Source organism: Myceligenerans xiligouense (assembly GCF_003814695.1).
In the GTDB taxonomy this organism is placed as follows: Bacteria; Actinomycetota; Actinomycetes; order Actinomycetales; family Cellulomonadaceae; genus Myceligenerans; species Myceligenerans xiligouense.
This window is the reverse complement of record NZ_RKQZ01000001.1, coordinates 458,310-475,410: the sequence shown is the minus strand read 5'-3', so window position 1 is coordinate 475,410 and position 17,101 is coordinate 458,310. Positions and strand designations below refer to the sequence as shown.

The following is a 17,101-nucleotide window of genomic DNA, read 5'->3' as shown; positions in this document are numbered from 1 at the left end:
GGCGGGTCTTCTAGTATAGATTGACCTATGCCTACTATCCCACTCGAGCACGTTTGGCGAATTGGCGATTATACGCCTCTAGAAGCACCGGATGCTGCTCCTGGAGCGTTTCAAGAACTCCAGGCGTCAACACGCCCCGCCATTGGCCAGGCTGCGGATTCCGTACGTGGTCCGTCCTGTTACCGGCCGCTGCCGCCGAGAACTTGCGCACCGCGTGCATGCCCACGGCCTTCCGCAGGCCCGGTATCCGGTAATGGTCCATTAGCCTGCGATAGACAAACTCCTCATTTCCGATGATATCGCTATAATCAAAAACCAGCAATCTCTCGTCCTCTTCCGGCCACGCGGCCATGGACTCGAAGTGTCGCCGCCTGAACTCGAGCTCGGCCAGTAATCCCGTCTCGACGTCCCGCGATTGCAGGTACTCCGCGTATGACATTTCGTTTGGCATAGCAGCCGGCACGGTTCCGTTGACCATCCTCCAGTCGGCATCCGTCGGGGATTTCACGTGACACCACGGCTCCGCACCACGCCTGTGATAAAAATAGCCAGAAACCAGCAGGTCGCGCGGGTCACGCATGAACCTTGACATCCTCACATCGCCCAAGGAGTCAAGATCTGGCAGCGAGTTGTTGAGCGAGACCATGACATATTCTTCTTTGACCTGATTCAGCCACTCTGCGCGACTATTGAGGTGGCGGAACTTCGTCGTCAAACCGTGCGGCCCCAACGTCACCAATGCACGTTTCATCACACGCATGAAGTAGACGGTCAAGCACTTGTGATACGAAAAGTGAAACAATGTTGCCGGCGGTTTCATAGCCCCCCCGAGGGATCGCGTGGTACTCGGCTCCTCGTCCACCGTGGACCAGATCGCAGTGATCCGCATGTCGAATGCGTTCAAACATGGAGCGTATGCGAACGTAGCGACCGCTGCTCTCGATGGCGCGTCGATTTGTCCACGGCTTCGTCCGAGCGAAATGATTGCGCACCAGAGCTTCTGAAGTCGATGTGCGACGAGACCAGTGGCATCAGCGAGAAGAGCACCATGAACGGGACCACCTCGATCGACTGATACACCAGGGTCTGCAGCATCGCCGCGACCAGGCCCGCCTTCAGCCACCGGTGGGCGGGCTTCACCGCGAGCACGACGCCCACCATCAAGAGGTAGAACAGAATGGTGCCCACGAGGCCAAAGCTGACGAGTTGCTGCACGAGGCCCGACTCGAGCACGCCCGTGGCCTCGCCGCCCAGGTTGCCCGTGACGTTGGTGAACTGTCCCGTGTATCCACCGATCAGAAGCGGCGAGTCGAACCAATACTCCATCCCCGCGTACCACTTGGTGATCCGCGCCTCGTTCCCGGCTGCCCCGGAGTCCAGTCCGCCGATGTAGCGACTCCAGTAGGGAGTTCCCTCGAACGCGAGGAAAGCCACGACCGCGGCTACCAGAATCGCGAATCCCAGCCGGATCCGCCGGCCGAGACCCGACGAGAGAACGAAGTGGCACAGGACGCCGCCGGCGAGGATCACCATGCCGGACCGGGAGTAGCTCGCCGCGACCGCGGCCGCCAGGACCAGAGCCACGATCCCGTACCACCTGCGCCGCGTCGATACCCAGGCCTGAACAAAGGCGAAACAGATCAGCGAGATCATCAGCGGGTAGTGGAGGTAGCTTCCCGTGAGCGCAGCGGGCCGCACCGTCCCGCCCAGACTCGACAGATCGCTGCCGCCAAACACGTCGAGCAGCAAGGACCGCTGCTGGATCACCGCGACCGCAACCGCGACGAGCCCCACGACCGCGAGCCAGCCCATGACGTTCGTGCGTGCCAGCCCGTCGAACTCCAAGGCCCCGGACAGGCAGAGCACGAGCGCGAACATGGTCATCACGACCACGTAGTTCCACGGGTCGGCCGTCGTCGACGTCGAGGTCACGTATGCCACCGAGAGCAGTTCCACCATGAGGAACAGGTAGGCGGCCACGAACAGCCCGGTCTTTCCGTGGCGTTTCGTGAAGCCGCGGGTCAGCCCGAGCACGATGATCACGACGATGGCGACCGCCTGGGCCACGTAGCCGATCTGCTTGCTCGCGACGGCTTCGAACACGCCACGGCCCCCGACGACAAGGAGGCAGACGCCCAGGGTGGTGTTCACCAGCACCTGGGCGCGCCCACGCAGTCCTCCGGTCCCCCCACTGCCCATCACGTACCTCGACCTTTCCGGCACCCATCGCACCCCGCGCCCGACCGAACGCGCATCGGAGCCCAGCGCCGCGAGCACAGCGTCCCCGTGACCGTCCCTCATACCTTCTGTTCCAGTGTCGACTCACCGGACTGTTCGAACGTGCGCTCGTCGGAGAACGCCGACGCCGGCGCCTCGTGGTCCCGCATAGAGGGCCTGCTCGCGGCCGGCTCCGGGTCAGGGGCATCGTCGCCGCGGCGGTGTTTGGGAAGTTCGGGCTTCGGGCCGGGCCAGATACCCTTCTGACCAGGACCGCTGCCGCTCTCCCCCACGGGCTGCCTCTCCGTCGGGTCCGGCTGGTACTCGTAGTAGCGGTACTTGTAGCTCGCCCGCTCGGCCACAGGCATCCGGTTCAGCACGATGCCGTGCACCGGAGCCTCGACCGTCTGCAGGGCGCCGACAGCCTCCGCGAGCTGCGGCCGGTGGACGACCCCGGCGCCCACCACCAGCACTGCGCCGCCCGCGATCCGGGCGAGGAGCGCCGCGTCGGTCACGGGCAGCAGGGGCGCGGTGTCCACGATCACCACGTCGTACTCGGTAGCGAGCTGGGTGAGCAGTTCTTTCATGTGCGTCGATCCGAGCAGCTCGCTCGGGTTCGGGGGAACAACCCCGGAGGGCAGGACGTGCAGGTTCTTGTTCCCCCAGGTCTGGATGGCGTCGGCGAGGTCGATGCGGCCGATGAGGACCGTCGTCAGGCCGATGGATGCCTCGAGGCCCATGTATTTCGACACGGAGGGACGCCGCAGGTCGGCGTCGACGAGGACCACACGCGACCCGGCGTCAGCCATGGTGATGGCCAGGTTGATGCTGGTCGTCGACTTGCCCTCCCCGGGAATGGCGGACGTCATCACCAGGATGCGCCGATCCGTGTCCAGGGTGAGGAACTGGACGTTCGTGCGCACGCGCCGGAGCGCCTCCGCCCGGGGACTCTGCGGGCTCTCTTCCACGATCAGTGGGTGCGCCGGCGCGTCGTCGTCGAACGTGACCACGCCGATCACCGAGGCGTCGGTCACCATGCGTAGGTCTTCGTGCGATCGGATCCGCGTGTCGAGCCTCTCGCGCAGAAGCACTACGCCGACCCCGGCGACCAACCCGATCAGCCCGCCGAGCAGAAGGTTCAGCCGGGTGTTCGGCAGCACCGGGCTGCTGGGAACCGTCGCCTCGCGGACGACGCTGAGCTCGACGGGGGATTCCCCGCCCGATTGGGGCTTCTCGATCTCGGAGACCAGACCGGCCAGGCTGAGCGCTGTCGCGTCGGCGATCTTGGCCGCGTCCGTCGGCACGTCGCCGCTCGCCACGATGTTGATGAGGACCGTGTCCTTCGGGGCCTCGGCCTGGACCTTCGCGGCCAGCGAGGCCGCCGACTCGTCGAGACCGAGCTCCTCGATGACGGGGTCGAGAACTCTGGGACTCGACACCAGCTCCTTGTACGAGGCCACCTGCTTCGCGGTGTAGTTCCCGCCCTGCACGAGCTCGGCGGTGTTGTCCGAGCCCCGGAGCGACACGAAGACCTGCGATCTCGCCTGGTAGATCGGCGTCGTGAAGAAGGTGATCACCGCGAAAACCATGACGCCCGCGACGACGAAGGCGACGAACCACGGCCAGCGCTTCCGCAGCAGTGCGATGTAGTTAGAGGGTTCCACGTACGCTCCTGAATCCGGGTTCTGGATGTGTTCGATCGCGCGATCTGTCATGTACCCCGACGCGCGGTGGGGACGGATGGCCCGGGGAACTCATCGCGACCTGCGCCTCCAGGCCGCCCCCACCGGATAGCCGGCCATCTTCGCCAGGTCACCCGTCACCACCACCGCCGGAACGGCGAGGATCAGGCGGAGCGTGGCGCGCACCCCCGGCGGGCGCCGCCGCCAGGCCCGGCGGAAGAACTTCGCGCAGTACCCGAGGAAGCCGAGCGCGAGCAGCGGACGGACCACCGCCGGATACGGGGCCAGCAGCCCGGCCACCCCAACCGCGTACGCCCCGTAGCGCAGTGCGTGCCGCCGGGGCCAGAGCCCGGACTTCCCGTCGCCGCGCGCGTACCGGTAGTACTGCTTCGCGTACCCGCGCCAGGTGTCCCGCGCCGACCAGCGGGCCACCGCGTCGGGGGCGAAGGCGAACCGCAGTCCGGCGCGCTTCATCGCCAGGTCGAACACCAGGTCCTCGCAGTAGTCGAGCCACTCCGGGTAGCCCTCGGCCGCGCGCCACGCGTCGCGCGTGACGAGCAGCGAGCGGCTCGACGGGAGGAACGTGCCCGGATCGATCTCGTCGCGCAGCGGCATGAGCACCGTGGCGAACAGCCGCTCGTTCCACGACGTCCACATCGGCTCGAAGAACCCGGCGACCACGTCGACGTCGTCCCGCTTCGCCGCGACCAGCGCGTCGAGCCACCCCGCGTCGAGGCAGGTGCCCGCGTCGGTCACGGCGAGGAGGTCGTGCTGCGCCCGCTCGACGGCGAGGTTCCGGCCCTCGGAGATGTTGGCGCCCGCCGCCTCGATCACCCTCGTCTTCACGGCGGAGGCCGCGCCCCAGGAATCCAGGATCGAGACGGTCGCGTCCGTCGACCCGCCGTCGACGACCACCAGTTCGTCCGGCAACAGCGTCTGGGCCGACAGCGACTCGAGGAACGCCGGAAGGCCGCGCTCCTCGTTCAGCACCGTCATGACGAGCGACACCTGCGGGGTGGCGCTCCACCTCCGGCGAGCCGTTCTCGTGCGGCCCACGCCCCCGCTCACGCGTGGACTCCGATCATCGCGCCCGCCGAGTCGACGCGGTCCAGCTGCTCCGCCTGCCTGCCCACCGGCACGAGGCAGTACGGATGCTTCCGGTAGAACCGCCAGGCACTCGCGAGCTCCAGCCGCCACGCGCCCACCGAGAAGCCCCGGCCGGTCTCGCGCCCCCAGCCGTGCTGCCAGCGCACATCGCCGTCGACCCGCACGCTCAGTCCCTGCTGCCAGGACCGCACCCCGAGGTCCGCGTCCTCGTAGTACACGAAGAAGCCGTCGTCCCAGCCCGCGAGCGCCTCGAAGGCCCGCCGGGTGATCGCGAGCGCGGCCCCCATGGCCCAGACGACGTCGACCAGTTCTCCGGGGCGGGCGAAGCGCTGGTATCGCTCGTCGGGCAGGCGGAGCAGGTGCTTGACCTTCCTTGTCGGGAACGGGGTCCCGCGGCCGTTCTCCTGCGGGGTCCCGTCGGGATTGACGAGTTGCGGCGCGATGATGCCGCCGTGGCGGAGTGCGCCGGCGACGAGGGCGGCGATCCCGTCCTCGGTGACCGTGACGTCCGGGTTGCAGAAGATCAGCACGTCCGTGTCGACCGACCTCGCGCCGATGTTGTTGGCCGCCGAGAATCCCCGGTTGGCCGGCAGTGGCAGCACGCGCGCGCCGAGTTCCGCGGCGACGTGCGCGGAGCCGTCGGAGGACGCGTTGTCGACGACGATCCACGGGTACCGGCCGAAAGGCCGGTCTCGCCAGAACTCCGTCAGCGTGCGGGCGCTGTTGTAGGTCACGGTGATCAGGGCGACGTCGCCGTCTGTGCCCACGGATGTCCTCCTCATGGTCTCGGGTCGCGGGTGGAGCAGGTGCCGGGTGCGGTGGCGCTCCGTCCGCTCGGCTGGTCGAACGCGTTCTCTCAGTACGCCCCGCTCGGCATGAAGACCTCTCGCGCCGTGCGCAGGATGATCGCCACGTCCCCGAGCAGGGACCAGTTCTCGACGTAATACAGGTCCAGCCGCACGCTCTGGTCGACCGGGAGATCGTTGCGCCCGCTCACCTGCCACAGGCCGGTCAGTCCGGGCTTGACGTACAGGCGGCGCTTCCACGTGTCGTCGTACTGCCGCACCTCGTCCGCGACCTGCGGGCGGGGCCCCACGAGGCTCATGTCACCCTTGAGGACGTTGATGAGCTGCGGGAACTCGTCGATCGAGTACTTGCGCAGGAAGCGCCCCACGCGCGTCACCCGGGGGTCGTTCCTCGGCTTGTAGAAGACTCCGGCCTCGGCGCCGAGCGCCTCGGACAGCCGCGCCTCGGAGCCCAGGCGCATGGACCGCAGCTTGTACATCGTGAACGGCTCGCCGTTGAGCCCGATGCGCTGCTGGCGGAAGAGCGCCGGCCCGCGCGAGGTGAGGCGTACGAGCACGGCGCAGACCACGAGGGGCACGAGCGTCACCGCGAGGATGACCGTCGCGCCGGCGACGTCGAACGCCCGCTTGGCGACGTGCTGGAGTCCCGTGTAGCCGGGGTGGGTGACCTGCACCATCGGCGTGCCGTCGACCGGGGTGATGACGAGCCGCGGGGCGGCGACGTCGGCGAGGCCGGGCACCACCACGAGCTTCGCGCCGGTGGGCTCGAGGTCCCAGGCGAGCTGCTTCAGGGCGGCGGGGGTGGCGTCCTCGTGCGCCGTGACGGCCACGGCGTCGGCGTCCACCCGTGCCGCGACGTCGGCGGCCTGCTCGACGGAGCCGAGCACCGGGACACCCTCGACGGGTGACGCCGACCCGACGCCGCCGCGCACGCACACACCGACCACCTCGAAACCGGCACCGCTCGCGCGCTCGATGCGCCGGCCCAGGTCGCCGACCGCCGCCCTGGAACCGACCAGCACGGTGCGTCGGCGGCACTCGCCCCGCCGGCGCCGTTCGTGCAGCCGCCGCTGCAGGAGCCACCGCCCGAGGAGGAGCAGGGCGAGCCCCACCGGCAGCGTCACGGCCACGTACGAGCGGGCCAGGTCGAACTTGGCGAGGAAGCAGACCACGGCGAGGAGCCCGAACATGCCGAGGGTGCCGCGGATCGCACGCAGGTACTCCTCGCGGCCGGAGCCGATGACCTCGGGCCGGCGGGAACCGGCGAGGCCGAGGGCGAGCACCCAGCCCTCCACGAGCACGACGCTCAGCAGCACGTAGAGTCCGCCGCGCGGTTCGAGCAGTTCCACCTCGACGGCCCGGTCGAACCGCAGGAAGTAGCCGAGTCCCACGCCCAGGCTGACGGCGATCAGGTCGTACACCAGCGCCTGGGTGTTCAGGTCGTCCTGCCAGCGCGCGGCGGCACCGCGCCGCGGACGTGGGATGTCGATGCGGAAGGCGTCCCGGTCCTCCGTGCGCGCCGACGGCCCGGAGAACTGCTCCTCCAGGGCGTCGGTCTCGCGGTACGGGTCGGTGACCGGCACGGCATTTCTGTCGATCGTCACGATCCACCCCGAGATCACTCGTACGGTCACCGGGCCGTGCGCAACGGCCCTGAGGGGACGGCACACGGCCCGGTGGTTGACGTCAGGTCGGCCGGGCGATCGCCACGGCAGGAAGAACCGGCGCGGATGCGCGCCGCCTCTGAGATCAAGCCCTGCTGCGAACTCGACGGATCGCGACCAGGACCGCGACGCCGCCCAGGAGAAGGCCACCGGCCACGGCCAGGTACGGCAGGCCCGTCGCACCCGTCACGGCGAGCCCTCCGCCGTCCCCGGGCGCACCACCGTCGTGGCCCGGCGGGACCGCGACGACGGTCAGGGTCGCCGGCTCGGCGACGTGGCTGCCGTCCGCGTGGTGCAGGCTGAGCATGTAGTCACCGGGCACCAGGTCGCGGTGCTTGACGACCGCGGTCCTGCCGACGGGCGCGTCCAAGGGCTCGTTGTGGACGACGTCGCCGTTCTCGTGGGTCACCATGTGCGTCACCTGCTCGCCCTCGTCGACCCCCATGCCGATCCCGGTCAGCGCCGTGAACGCCGCCATGGTGATGGTGTTCGCCGCCATGGGCGTCGTCACGCCGTCCCCTTCGGCCATCGTGGCGGTCTGTGTGGCGTCCCCGCCCGCCGCCTCGAACTCCGCCATGAGGCTCTCGTCGCAGGTGATTCTGACGGTGACGGTGGCGGTCTCCGGAACCACGCCGTTACTCAGGTCGATCGTGCACGGATACTCTTCGGGCCCGTAGTCGTCAGCCATGGCGCTCGTCGCACCGACGGGCATGCTCAGGGCCGCAAGCGTGAAAGCAGCGGCGATAATGCGTCGAAGCATTGCTCATTCCCCTGTGATTGCGTTCTGCTGCGTGAAGGTGCGTTGGAGCACCTGACTCTCGGGTCCTGGCAAATGCCATCAGGCACCCGATCCACGTCATTCAGCTGTGCCCGAGAGGTCATCCGAGATGGTGATATCCGTGGCCCTGGGACCCGGAGTAACACGAAGAATGATGTCTCCGGACTGACGCTTCCCCGTGATCATGGCATAGGTCACAGACACTGTCGCGTCGGGCGAAAGCTCGATGTGTCGCGATGCCACCGAGAATTCGCCCTGCTTCTTTGGTGTAAGTCCTATTTCCGTGCCATTCGAGGATGCGCCCGCGACCCATCCGCCCGCCGGCGCGTAGACCAAGGAACGCAGCCGGATCTCTCCCGGCTCTTCCTCGCCGTACCCGGCGAAGTGCTCCGGCATCGACACGACGCGGTCCTCCGGAACCGTCGACGTGTACGTCACGGTCACGTCGAGCTCGCGCGAGCCGTCCTCACGTTCGTCGACCACCGCCACCTGGACCTTCGTGTCGAGGTAGTACGCGATCTTGGCCATGTTGATCCCCTGGACGAACACCCCCACCACCGGGGAGTCGTCGCGGACACCGGTCAGGGAGCCGTCGAGCACGGTGCCGGCCAGCCGCCGGTTCACCGCGTCGTCGCTCGACCACACCAGCAGCCGGCCCTGCCGTGCGGCGTCGGCGAGCGCCGCGACCACGTCCACGTCGGTCTCGCCACGCGGGGCGGCGAGCCGGTCGAACGCCTGCCGGGCCACCCGCGCGAAGACCTTGTCCTGCTCCTGCGGGCTCTCGTACTCGAAATACACGTCGTGCAGCAGATACTCGGCCAGGTCGGCCGGGGCGACCCGGACGCCCTCGGCCACGTCGACCGGTCCGGTGCCACGCAGCAGGGCCTCCAGCGCCAGGGGGTCGGCGGTCAGGACGCCGTCGACCTCCTCGCCCGTCTCCCGCAGCCACATCTCGCGGGCGAGTTCGGCGGTCCGCGGGAAGTCCGGGGTCATGGTCACGTTCTGCATCCACCGCCCGACCTCGCCGTGCTCGCCCAGCACCGACCGCTCGTCCGGCGTCAAGGGCAGCACCGGCTTCTCGAACGGACCGACCAGCCCTGCCGGAGTCTGGTCCACGAGGGTGACCTCGCCGTTCTCCGCCCGCAGCACGAGCACGGTTCCCGTGATGCCTCCGAGGGCGCGTGGCTCGGCGGGGTTCTGCACCAGCACCAGGTAGTCCCGCGGACCCTCCGCACCGAGCAGCGGAGGTATCACGTCCGCCGCCCGAGCGGCCGTCGCCGTCGTCGACCGGAGGCCGTCGAGCTCCTCGCGGAGCAGGTCGACGGCGGCGCCGACCACCGGCAGCATCGTCCCGTCCAGCGTCTCGACGCGCTCCGCCGCGAAACCGACGGACCGGTCCGCCCGCACGACGTCGGGCGCCACGCGCCGCAGCGGCTCCAGGTCGATCCTGCCTTCCCGAGGGGCGAAGGTCGCCGGATCGGCGAGCTCCACGCTGCGCGCGAGATCCGGCAGCGCGCCCCGCGCGAGCTCGTCGACCACCTCGGACATCGTCGCGATCGCCTCGAAGGTGGGGCCCGCTCCTGGCACCTCGCGTGCCACGGACCAGTGCGGCCCTCGCGTGGCCTCGTACGCCCGGCTCGTGTCGTCCTGCAGGTCGGCGACCTGCTGGGTGAACCCGTCGGTCCACCCGGACAGGGCGTCGGCTCGCAGCGTGGCCACGCCGGCGGCGGCGTCGGTCAGCGCGGCCCGGGCTCGCAGGGCATCGGTCGCCGCCCACGCGAGCACGAGCACGAGGAGCAGCAGCACGACGGCGACCGCCCACAGCACGCGACGGAGCGCCCTCCGGCGTCGCGCGCTCCAGAACGGTGTCCGGACCCGCGGGGGCCGCACCCAGGTCCCCGCCGACGGCGGCGCCACGGGATCGGATGGCGACCGGCTCTCCGGTTCCACGACGTTCTGCGGAGCGCCCGCCCATTTCTCGCCCCATCCCGGATGTGTCACAGGCCCCCCGCCCGGAATTCGCACTCGACCGACATTCCGCCCGCCGGTCACACCGGACATTCAGGCGATTGTCTCCGACGGAATACGCCGCCGCGCGATACGTTACCCGCGGCCTCCCGACCGGTCCTGTGCAAGCGTGATCCACCCGGCGATATATGGTCGGCGCCATGCCGTACAACGTGCTCACGGTCTGCACCGGGAACATCTGCCGTTCGCCAGCCGCCGAGGCCTTGCTGCGCAGCCGCCTCGACGATTCCGTCCGCGTCGCGAGCGCGGGAACCGGCGCCCTGGTCGGCCACCCCGTTCCCGACCGGATGGCCGAGCTCGTCAGCGCCGCCGGTGGTGACGTCACCCGTTTCGCGGCCCGGCAGGCGACCCCCGCGATGATCCAAGAGGCGGACCTGATCCTCGCCCTCACGGTGCGGCACCGCGCCTGGGTGGTGGACCAGGTCCCGGCCGCCGTGCGCCGCACCCTCACGCTGCGGGAGCTCGGCCGCCTCGTGAGCACGATCCCGCCGGGCACCTTCGACCCGTCGGCCCTGCCCGACGACGCCGCCCGGCTCACCGAGCTCGTGCCCCTGGCGCTGGGTGAGCGTCGCCGGCACGCCGGCCGGCCGCACGACGACGACGTGGTCGACCCCTACGGGCGCTCGGGATCCGCCTACCGTGCGTCGTTCGAGCAGATCACGAGCGGCCTGACGCCCATCCTGCGCGCGCTCTCGTGAGGTCTGCCGGCCGGGGTGTGGTCGCGTCCGCTTCCCTAGACTGACCCTGTGCCGACCATCATCGAACTCCTGGCGCATCCGGAACGCCGCCGGCCCAGTCCGCCGGCCCCGCGCGCGAACCTCGCCCGCGTCCTCCTCGTCGGCGTGGCGGTCTGGGCGGTAGCGCTCGTCGTCTCGCTCGTCCTGGCTCTGGCTGACGCCGGTACCTGGTCCGCGGTCGCCGTCTGCGCCACCGGGCTCGCCCTGGGGGCACCGGGCATCCTCTGGGCCCGCCGGCAGAAGGACTGAGAGGCGGTGCCGTTCTCGCGCCGCCTCCGGGTCAGTCCTCGGTGGTGACGGCGTCGATCGCGCCGTCGTCCACCAGCGGGGCCTGGTCCGGCCAGTCGCTGGCACGGGACTCGACGTCGGTCTCCGAGTGCGCGCCGCAGCCGTGGTCGAGGGAGACCACCTTGCCGTCGTCCGGGGACCACTCGTTCGCGCAGACTCCGAAGAGCTGGCCCATCGGCCCGGCGAGCGGGATGAGGAAGCCGCAGCTCAGGCACTCCGACGCGGAGGCCACCGCACCGGCCGACGTCGGGCCGCGCGCGCCGCGGTACCACCGCTCGGCCGCCGCGTCACGCCCCTGGGGCGACAGCACCCGCGCACGGGCGAGCGCCAGCTCGTCGATCGCGACCTCGTCGACCTCGGGGTCGCCGGTCGGCGTGTACCCGGGCTCCAGGCGCGGGTCGTCGGCGCGGAACGGCAGCACGTCGCCGGAGCCGATGTCGCCGGGGCGCAGCCGTTCCGCCCACGGGACCCACTCGGGCGCGAGGATCGCCTCGTCGCCCGGCAGGAGCTCCACCTCGGAGACGGTCGCGGTACGGCTGCGAGGGACGCGGGCCACGGTCACGGTCCAGTACCAGCCGCGGTAGCCCTTCATCGTCGCCGCGAAGCGATGCGACACGACGCGGTCGGTCTCCAGGGCCGCGCCGACGTGCTCGCCGACGTCCGACGTGTGCTCCGCGACCTCCTGGGCCGCGGCGCGTGCCAACTCCACGGCGCCGTTGAGCACGGCGTCGCGGCTGGTCCGGGTGGTACGGCGGGCGGTGGCGCGCCGGGCGGGTGCTGTCGTCGTCACAGTGGACCTCACGAGTGGTCGGTCAGGCTGCGAAGTCGTCCGCGACCTTGCGCAGCATCTTCGCGATCTTCTCCGAGTTGGCGGGATAGCGCCCCCGGCGCAGGCTGTCCGCCGCGGCGTCGAGCACCTTGTGCAGGTCCTCGACGATCACGGCCATGTCGTCGGGAGGCGTGCGCTTGTTCTTGGCCACCGACGGTACCTCGGCGTCCAGCACGCGAACGGCCAGTGCCTGGGGACCCTTGCGGCCGTCGGCGACACCGAACTCGACCTTCGCTCCGGGGCGGGGCACCACGCCGTCGGGCAGCGCGGAGGCATGGAGGAACACCTCACCGCCGTCGTCGCTCCCGATGAAACCGAAGCCACGATCCGCGTCGAACCACTTGACCTTGCCGGTGGGCACCTGAACCTTCTCCTGCTGCGCGGCGAGCGGGCTCGCCGGTATGGACTGGGGCGGCCGCAGTTCGTCGACGCACGCGTGGGGAACTGCTGACCAGAGAACAAGGTTACCGGTCCGGCGCGGGGTACGTCGCATCCATTCGGCCGGGGCTCCCGGACGGAACCCCGAAGTCGGCCTGAGGGAACGCCAAGGTACGCCACGTAACATTGCCCGGATGGCCTCATCGCTCCCCGAGGCGCCCGCATCGGCCACCCGGCGTTTCGCCGAGGACCTCCGGCAGCGCTCGGACACCGCGCTCGTCGCGCTGCTGCGCGCACGCGGCGACCTGGCCGTCCCGTCCCCCGCCACGCTCCGGTCCCTGGCGGCCCGCGCGTCGAGCCACACCTCGCTGGAACGCGCCCTGGCCCGGGTGGACGCGCTGGTGCTGCAGGTGGTCGAGGCGGTCGTCGCGCGGGGCGGGCTCCCCCGCGAGGAGGTGGCGCACGCCGTCGGCGCCGACGCGGCCGACACCCCTGACGCCTCGGGCGAGACCCGCGGGGCACCGGGAGCGTCCACCACGTCCACCGGGACGCTACGGCAGATCGACGACGCCGTCGGCGCCGCGATGACCGCCGCCCTGGTCTGGGACGACGACAGCGTCCTGCGGCCCTCGCCCGGGCTCGACGAGGTGTTCGGGCACTACCCCGCCGGCCTGGGGCCGGCGATCCGCGACGGGTCGGCCGGGGCCCCCACCGGTCCGGCGGCACACCGCGACGAGGCGCACCCCGACGAGGCACACCCTGACACGGCGAGCAGCACCGACCGGTCCCTGGCCGAACGGATCCGCGCGACGCCACCGGAGCAGCGCGCCGTCCTGGACGCGCTGGCGTGGGGGCCGCCCGCCGGACGGGTACCGCCGGCCGGCACCCGGCAACGCGAGGCGGTCGACGCCCTCGTGGCCCACGGCCTGCTGGCCCGCGCCGACGCCCAGCACGTCCTCCTGACGAGGGAGGTGGGCCTCGCGCTCCGCGACGGCCGCACCCACCGCACGCCCGCGCTACGGCCTGAGCCTCCGGGGCGCGCCGTCCCGGCGGAGACCCTCGCGGCCGAGTCCGCGAGCGCCGCGCTGGAGCTGGTCCGGCGTGTCACCGTCCTGCTGTCCGCCTGGTCCGACGATCCGCCGCGGGTGCTGCGTTCCGGTGGCCTGGGTGTGCGGGACCTGCGCCGGCTCGCGACGCGGCTGGAGTGCGACGAGGCGGCCGCGGCGTTCGTCGCCGAGCTCGCGGGCGAGGCGGGGCTGATCCGGGACGACGGCGAGGTGGAGCCCGCGTTCGTGGCGGTGGACGCGGTGTGGTCCGAGCGTGACGACGCCGGCCGCTGGGCCGTGCTGGCGCGTGCCTGGGTGTCGTCGCACCGCACGCCGTGGCGTGTCGGGACCCGGGACGAGGCCGGTGCCCTGTGGTCCGCGCTCTCTCCCGGCCTGGAGCGTGGCTGGGTGCCGCGGCTGCGTACCCGGGTGCTGCGTGTCCTCGGTTCGGGCGGGACCGCGTTGTCGCCCGACGACGTCCTCGCCGTGCTCGCCTGGGAGGCGCCCCGCAACGCCCCGCCGTCGGACGCGGTGCGCGGCCTGCTGTCGGAGGCGTCGTGGCTGGGGCTGACCGGTGCCGGGGCGTTGTCGCCGCCGGGCCGCGCCCTGCTGGCGGAGGCTCCCGTCGAGGCGGCGGGCCGTGGCGGGCCGCCCGGGCGGGACGGTCCGGCCGCGGGCTCCCGGCCCGGGGGCCGGTCCAGGCCGGTCGAGGCGGATCCGCTCGCCGCGGCGCTGCGCGGAGTACTGCCCCCGGAGGTCGACGAGATGCTGCTCCAGGGGGATCTCACCGGTGTCGTCCCCGGGCGGCCGTCGCGGGAGCTGGCGAGCCTGGTCGAGATCGCCGCGGACACGGAGTCGCGCGGTGCGGCCACGACCGTGCGGTTCTCGGCGGCGTCGGTGACCCGCGCGCTGGACCGGGGGCGGTCGGCGGACGGCCTGCTCGCGGCTCTCGCACGGCACTCGCCGGTGCCGGTGCCGCAGCCCCTCGAGTACCTCGTGCGGGACACCGCCCGGCGGCACGGTGCGGTCCGGGTGGGTGTCGCGTCGTCGTACCTGCGCGCCGCCGACGAGGTGACGCTCGCCGGGCTGGAGCACGATCCCGCTCTCGCGCACCTGGGTCTCGTCCGGCTCGCGCCGACGGTCCTGGTGGCGTCGGCCCCGCCGGCGCTGCTGCACGAGACCCTGCGGGAGCGCGGTGTGGTGTCCGCGCTGGAAGGGCCCGACGGCCGGGTGCTCGACGTGCGGCACCGTCGCCCCGGGGACCCTCGCGGGCCGCGTCCGCCCGCGGCGCGGTCGGCCCGCGCGATCTCGCCCGCGGCGCGGGGCGGTTCCGACGCGTCCGGCCCCCCGGTCCGGTCCGAGCCCGACCTGCCCGCGCTGGTCGCGGGGCTTCGCACGGCCGACGACGACGCACACGCCCTCGCCCCGGCCACCCCGCGCTCCGGCAACGGTGTGAGACCGGCCGCACCGCTCCCGTCGTCGGGCGGCGACACGGACGCGCCCGCGGGAACACAACCGCACGCCGACGGGTTGGCTCTGCTGCGCGAGGCGGTCCGGGACGGGCTGCTGGTCCGGGTGGACGTGGTCGGCGCGGCCGGGAAGCTCGAGCACCGTACGTTGCGGCCGCTGCGCCTCGACGGCGGCCGGCTGCGTGCGCTCGATCCCGCACGCGACGCCGAGATCACGGTGGCGGTGCACCGCATCGCCCACGTCACGGCGCCCGACGACGCGTCGTAGCGCGACAGAACGGACGCGCCGTAGCGCGGCAGAACGAGAGGAACTCCCATGGCCGACGGCCCGCTCATCGTCCAGAGCGACAAGTCCCTCCTGCTGGAGGTGGACCATCCGCGCGCCGCGGACGCGCGCCGGTCGATCGCGCCGTTCGCCGAGCTGGAGCGCGCTCCGGAGCACATCCACACCTACCGGCTGACACCGCTGGGGCTGTGGAACGCGCGGGCGGCCGGGCACGACGCCGAACAGGTGGTCGACACCCTCATCGAGTTCTCCCGCTATCCCGTGCCGCACGCGCTGCTGGTCGACGTCGCGGAGGTCATGTCCCGCTACGGCCGCCTCCAGCTCGTCAAGCACCCGACGCACGGCCTGGTCCTCACCGCGACGGACAAGGCGGTGCTCGTGGAGGTGCTGCGCAGCAAGCGGACGGCCGGACTGGTCGGGGACCAGATCGACGAGCTGGGCGTGGTGGTGCATCCCTCCCAGCGCGGCCACCTCAAGCAGGTGCTGGTCAAGCTCGGCTGGCCCGCCGAGGACCTCGCGGGGTACGTCGACGGCGAGTCGCACCCGATCGCGCTGACCCCCGTCACCACGCCGCGGGCGCCGGGCGAGGAGCCGCACGAGTGGGCACCGCGGCCGTATCAGTCGCAGGCCGTGGAGGGGTTCTGGCACGGCGGCTCGGGTGTGGTGGTGCTGCCGTGCGGCGCGGGCAAGACGATCGTGGGCGCGGGCGCGATGGCGAAGTCGGGGACGACGACGCTGATCCTGGTCACCAACACGGTCAGCGCCCGGCAGTGGCGCGACGAGCTGGTGCGTCGCACCACCCTGACCGAGGACGAGATCGGCGAGTACTCGGGCGCGAAGAAGGAGATCAAGCCGGTCACCATCGCCACCTACCAGGTGCTCACCACGAAGCGGAAGGGCGTGTACACGCACCTCGAACTGCTGGACGCCCGGGACTGGGGCCTGGTCCTCTACGACGAGGTGCACCTGCTCCCGGCGCCGATCTTCCGCATGACCGCGGATCTCCAGGCGCGGCGCCGGCTGGGCCTCACCGCCACGCTGGTCCGGGAGGACGGCAAGGAGGACGAGGTGTTCAGCCTGATCGGGCCCAAGCGGTTCGACGCGCCGTGGAAGGACATCGAGGCGCAGGGCTACATCGCGCCCGCGGACTGCGTCGAGGTGCGGCTGACGCTGCCGGAGTCGGAACGGATGACCTACGCGACGGCCGAGCCCGAGGACAAGTACCGGCTCGCCGCGTCGGTGCCCGGGAAGAACCGCGTGGTGGAGAGGCTGGTCGCGCAGCACCCGGACGACCAGGTGCTCGTGATCGGGCAGTACGTGGACCAGCTCCAGGAGCTGGCCGCGCACCTGGACGCGCCGCTCATCACGGGGGCGACGACGGTCCGGGAGCGGCAGAAGCTCTTCGCCGCGTTCCGGACCGGCGAGATCTCGCGGCTGGTGGTGTCGAAGGTCGCGAACTTCTCGGTGGACCTGCCGGAGGCGTCGGTGGCGATCCAGGTGTCGGGGGCGTTCGGGTCGCGGCAGGAGGAGGCGCAGCGGCTGGGCCGGATCATGCGCCCCAAGGAGGACGGCCGCACCGCGCACTTCTACGCGGTGGTCGCCCGGGACACGGTGGACCAGGACTTCGCCGCTCACCGCCAGCGCTTCCTCGCCGAGCAGGGCTACGCGTACCGCATCGTGGACGCGGAGGACCTGCTGTCGGCGTAACAGGGACGCCCGTAGCGGACAGCGCTCACATATCACCCTTTCTGATTTGCGGGCCTCCCGGCGCGGGGTGACCATCAGT

At 71.3% G+C, this 17,101-nt stretch carries 14 protein-coding genes; 4 read left to right on the top strand and 10 right to left on the bottom strand.

Translation table 11 applies throughout. The features are described 5' to 3' along the window. Nucleotides 1-34: 34 nt before the first annotated feature. From EDD34_RS20565 to EDD34_RS02030, 8 genes are all read right to left on the bottom strand, one after another. On the bottom strand, nucleotides 35-904 hold the full coding sequence (locus EDD34_RS20565) for a sulfotransferase domain-containing protein (protein ID WP_170176936.1): 870 nt from the start codon (nucleotides 902-904) through the stop codon (nucleotides 35-37). Further along, nucleotides 901-2,151, bottom strand: coding sequence for an O-antigen ligase family protein (locus tag EDD34_RS20560; protein ID WP_170176935.1), 1,251 nt, complete (start codon nucleotides 2,149-2,151; stop codon nucleotides 901-903). The genes EDD34_RS20565 and EDD34_RS20560 overlap by 4 nt, the downstream gene beginning before the upstream one ends. Before the next feature lie 146 nt (nucleotides 2,152-2,297). Then, on the bottom strand, nucleotides 2,298-3,881 hold the full coding sequence (locus EDD34_RS02050) for a tyrosine-protein kinase domain-containing protein (RefSeq protein ID WP_170176934.1): 1,584 nt from the start codon (nucleotides 3,879-3,881) through the stop codon (nucleotides 2,298-2,300). A gap of 90 nt (nucleotides 3,882-3,971) precedes the next feature. Beyond that, complete coding sequence (locus tag EDD34_RS02045; RefSeq protein ID WP_281277777.1) at nucleotides 3,972-4,907, bottom strand: glycosyltransferase; 936 nt, start codon at nucleotides 4,905-4,907, stop codon at nucleotides 3,972-3,974. A 56-nt stretch (nucleotides 4,908-4,963) separates the two neighbouring features. After that, nucleotides 4,964-5,773, bottom strand: a complete 810-nt coding sequence (locus EDD34_RS02040; RefSeq protein ID WP_170176933.1) for a glycosyltransferase family 2 protein — start codon at nucleotides 5,771-5,773, stop codon at nucleotides 4,964-4,966. Nucleotides 5,774-5,862: 89 nt separating this feature from the next. Further along, nucleotides 5,863-7,416 (bottom strand): sugar transferase, encoded by a 1,554-nt coding sequence (locus EDD34_RS02035; RefSeq protein ID WP_170176932.1) that lies wholly within the window; start codon nucleotides 7,414-7,416, stop codon nucleotides 5,863-5,865. A gap of 145 nt (nucleotides 7,417-7,561) precedes the next feature. Further along, complete coding sequence (locus tag EDD34_RS20555; protein WP_170176931.1) at nucleotides 7,562-8,236, bottom strand: hypothetical protein; 675 nt, start codon at nucleotides 8,234-8,236, stop codon at nucleotides 7,562-7,564. A 96-nt stretch (nucleotides 8,237-8,332) separates the two neighbouring features. Beyond that, complete coding sequence (locus EDD34_RS02030; RefSeq protein ID WP_123813089.1) at nucleotides 8,333-10,081, bottom strand: DUF4012 domain-containing protein; 1,749 nt, start codon at nucleotides 10,079-10,081, stop codon at nucleotides 8,333-8,335. A 341-nt stretch (nucleotides 10,082-10,422) separates the two neighbouring features. On the opposite strand from EDD34_RS02030, the gene EDD34_RS02025 reads away from it, so the two are divergent. Further along, nucleotides 10,423-10,980, top strand: a complete 558-nt coding sequence (locus tag EDD34_RS02025) for an arsenate reductase/protein-tyrosine-phosphatase family protein (RefSeq protein ID WP_123813088.1) — start codon at nucleotides 10,423-10,425, stop codon at nucleotides 10,978-10,980. A 48-nt stretch (nucleotides 10,981-11,028) separates the two neighbouring features. Continuing rightward, nucleotides 11,029-11,268, top strand: a complete 240-nt coding sequence (locus EDD34_RS02020) for a DUF2530 domain-containing protein (RefSeq protein ID WP_123813087.1) — start codon at nucleotides 11,029-11,031, stop codon at nucleotides 11,266-11,268. Nucleotides 11,269-11,299: 31 nt separating this feature from the next. Here EDD34_RS02020 and EDD34_RS02015 read toward each other — a convergent pair whose 3' ends face one another. Together EDD34_RS02015 and EDD34_RS02010 are read right to left on the bottom strand one after the other, a co-directional pair. Then, nucleotides 11,300-12,097, bottom strand: coding sequence for a DUF3027 domain-containing protein (locus tag EDD34_RS02015; RefSeq protein WP_123813086.1), 798 nt, complete (start codon nucleotides 12,095-12,097; stop codon nucleotides 11,300-11,302). A gap of 22 nt (nucleotides 12,098-12,119) precedes the next feature. Then, a complete protein-coding gene (locus tag EDD34_RS02010; protein ID WP_123813085.1) occupies nucleotides 12,120-12,497 on the bottom strand; it encodes a cold-shock protein in 378 nt (125 codons plus the stop codon). 211 nt (nucleotides 12,498-12,708) lie between these two features. Between EDD34_RS02010 and EDD34_RS02005 the strand changes: the two genes are divergently transcribed. Further along, nucleotides 12,709-15,297 (top strand): helicase-associated domain-containing protein, encoded by a 2,589-nt coding sequence (locus EDD34_RS02005; protein WP_123813084.1) that lies wholly within the window; start codon nucleotides 12,709-12,711, stop codon nucleotides 15,295-15,297. 48 nt (nucleotides 15,298-15,345) lie between these two features. Further along, nucleotides 15,346-17,022 carry a DNA repair helicase XPB gene (locus EDD34_RS02000; RefSeq protein ID WP_123813083.1) on the top strand — a complete coding sequence of 559 codons (1,677 nt, stop codon included), beginning with the start codon at nucleotides 15,346-15,348 and terminating at the stop codon, nucleotides 17,020-17,022. Nucleotides 17,023-17,101 lie beyond the last annotated feature (79 nt).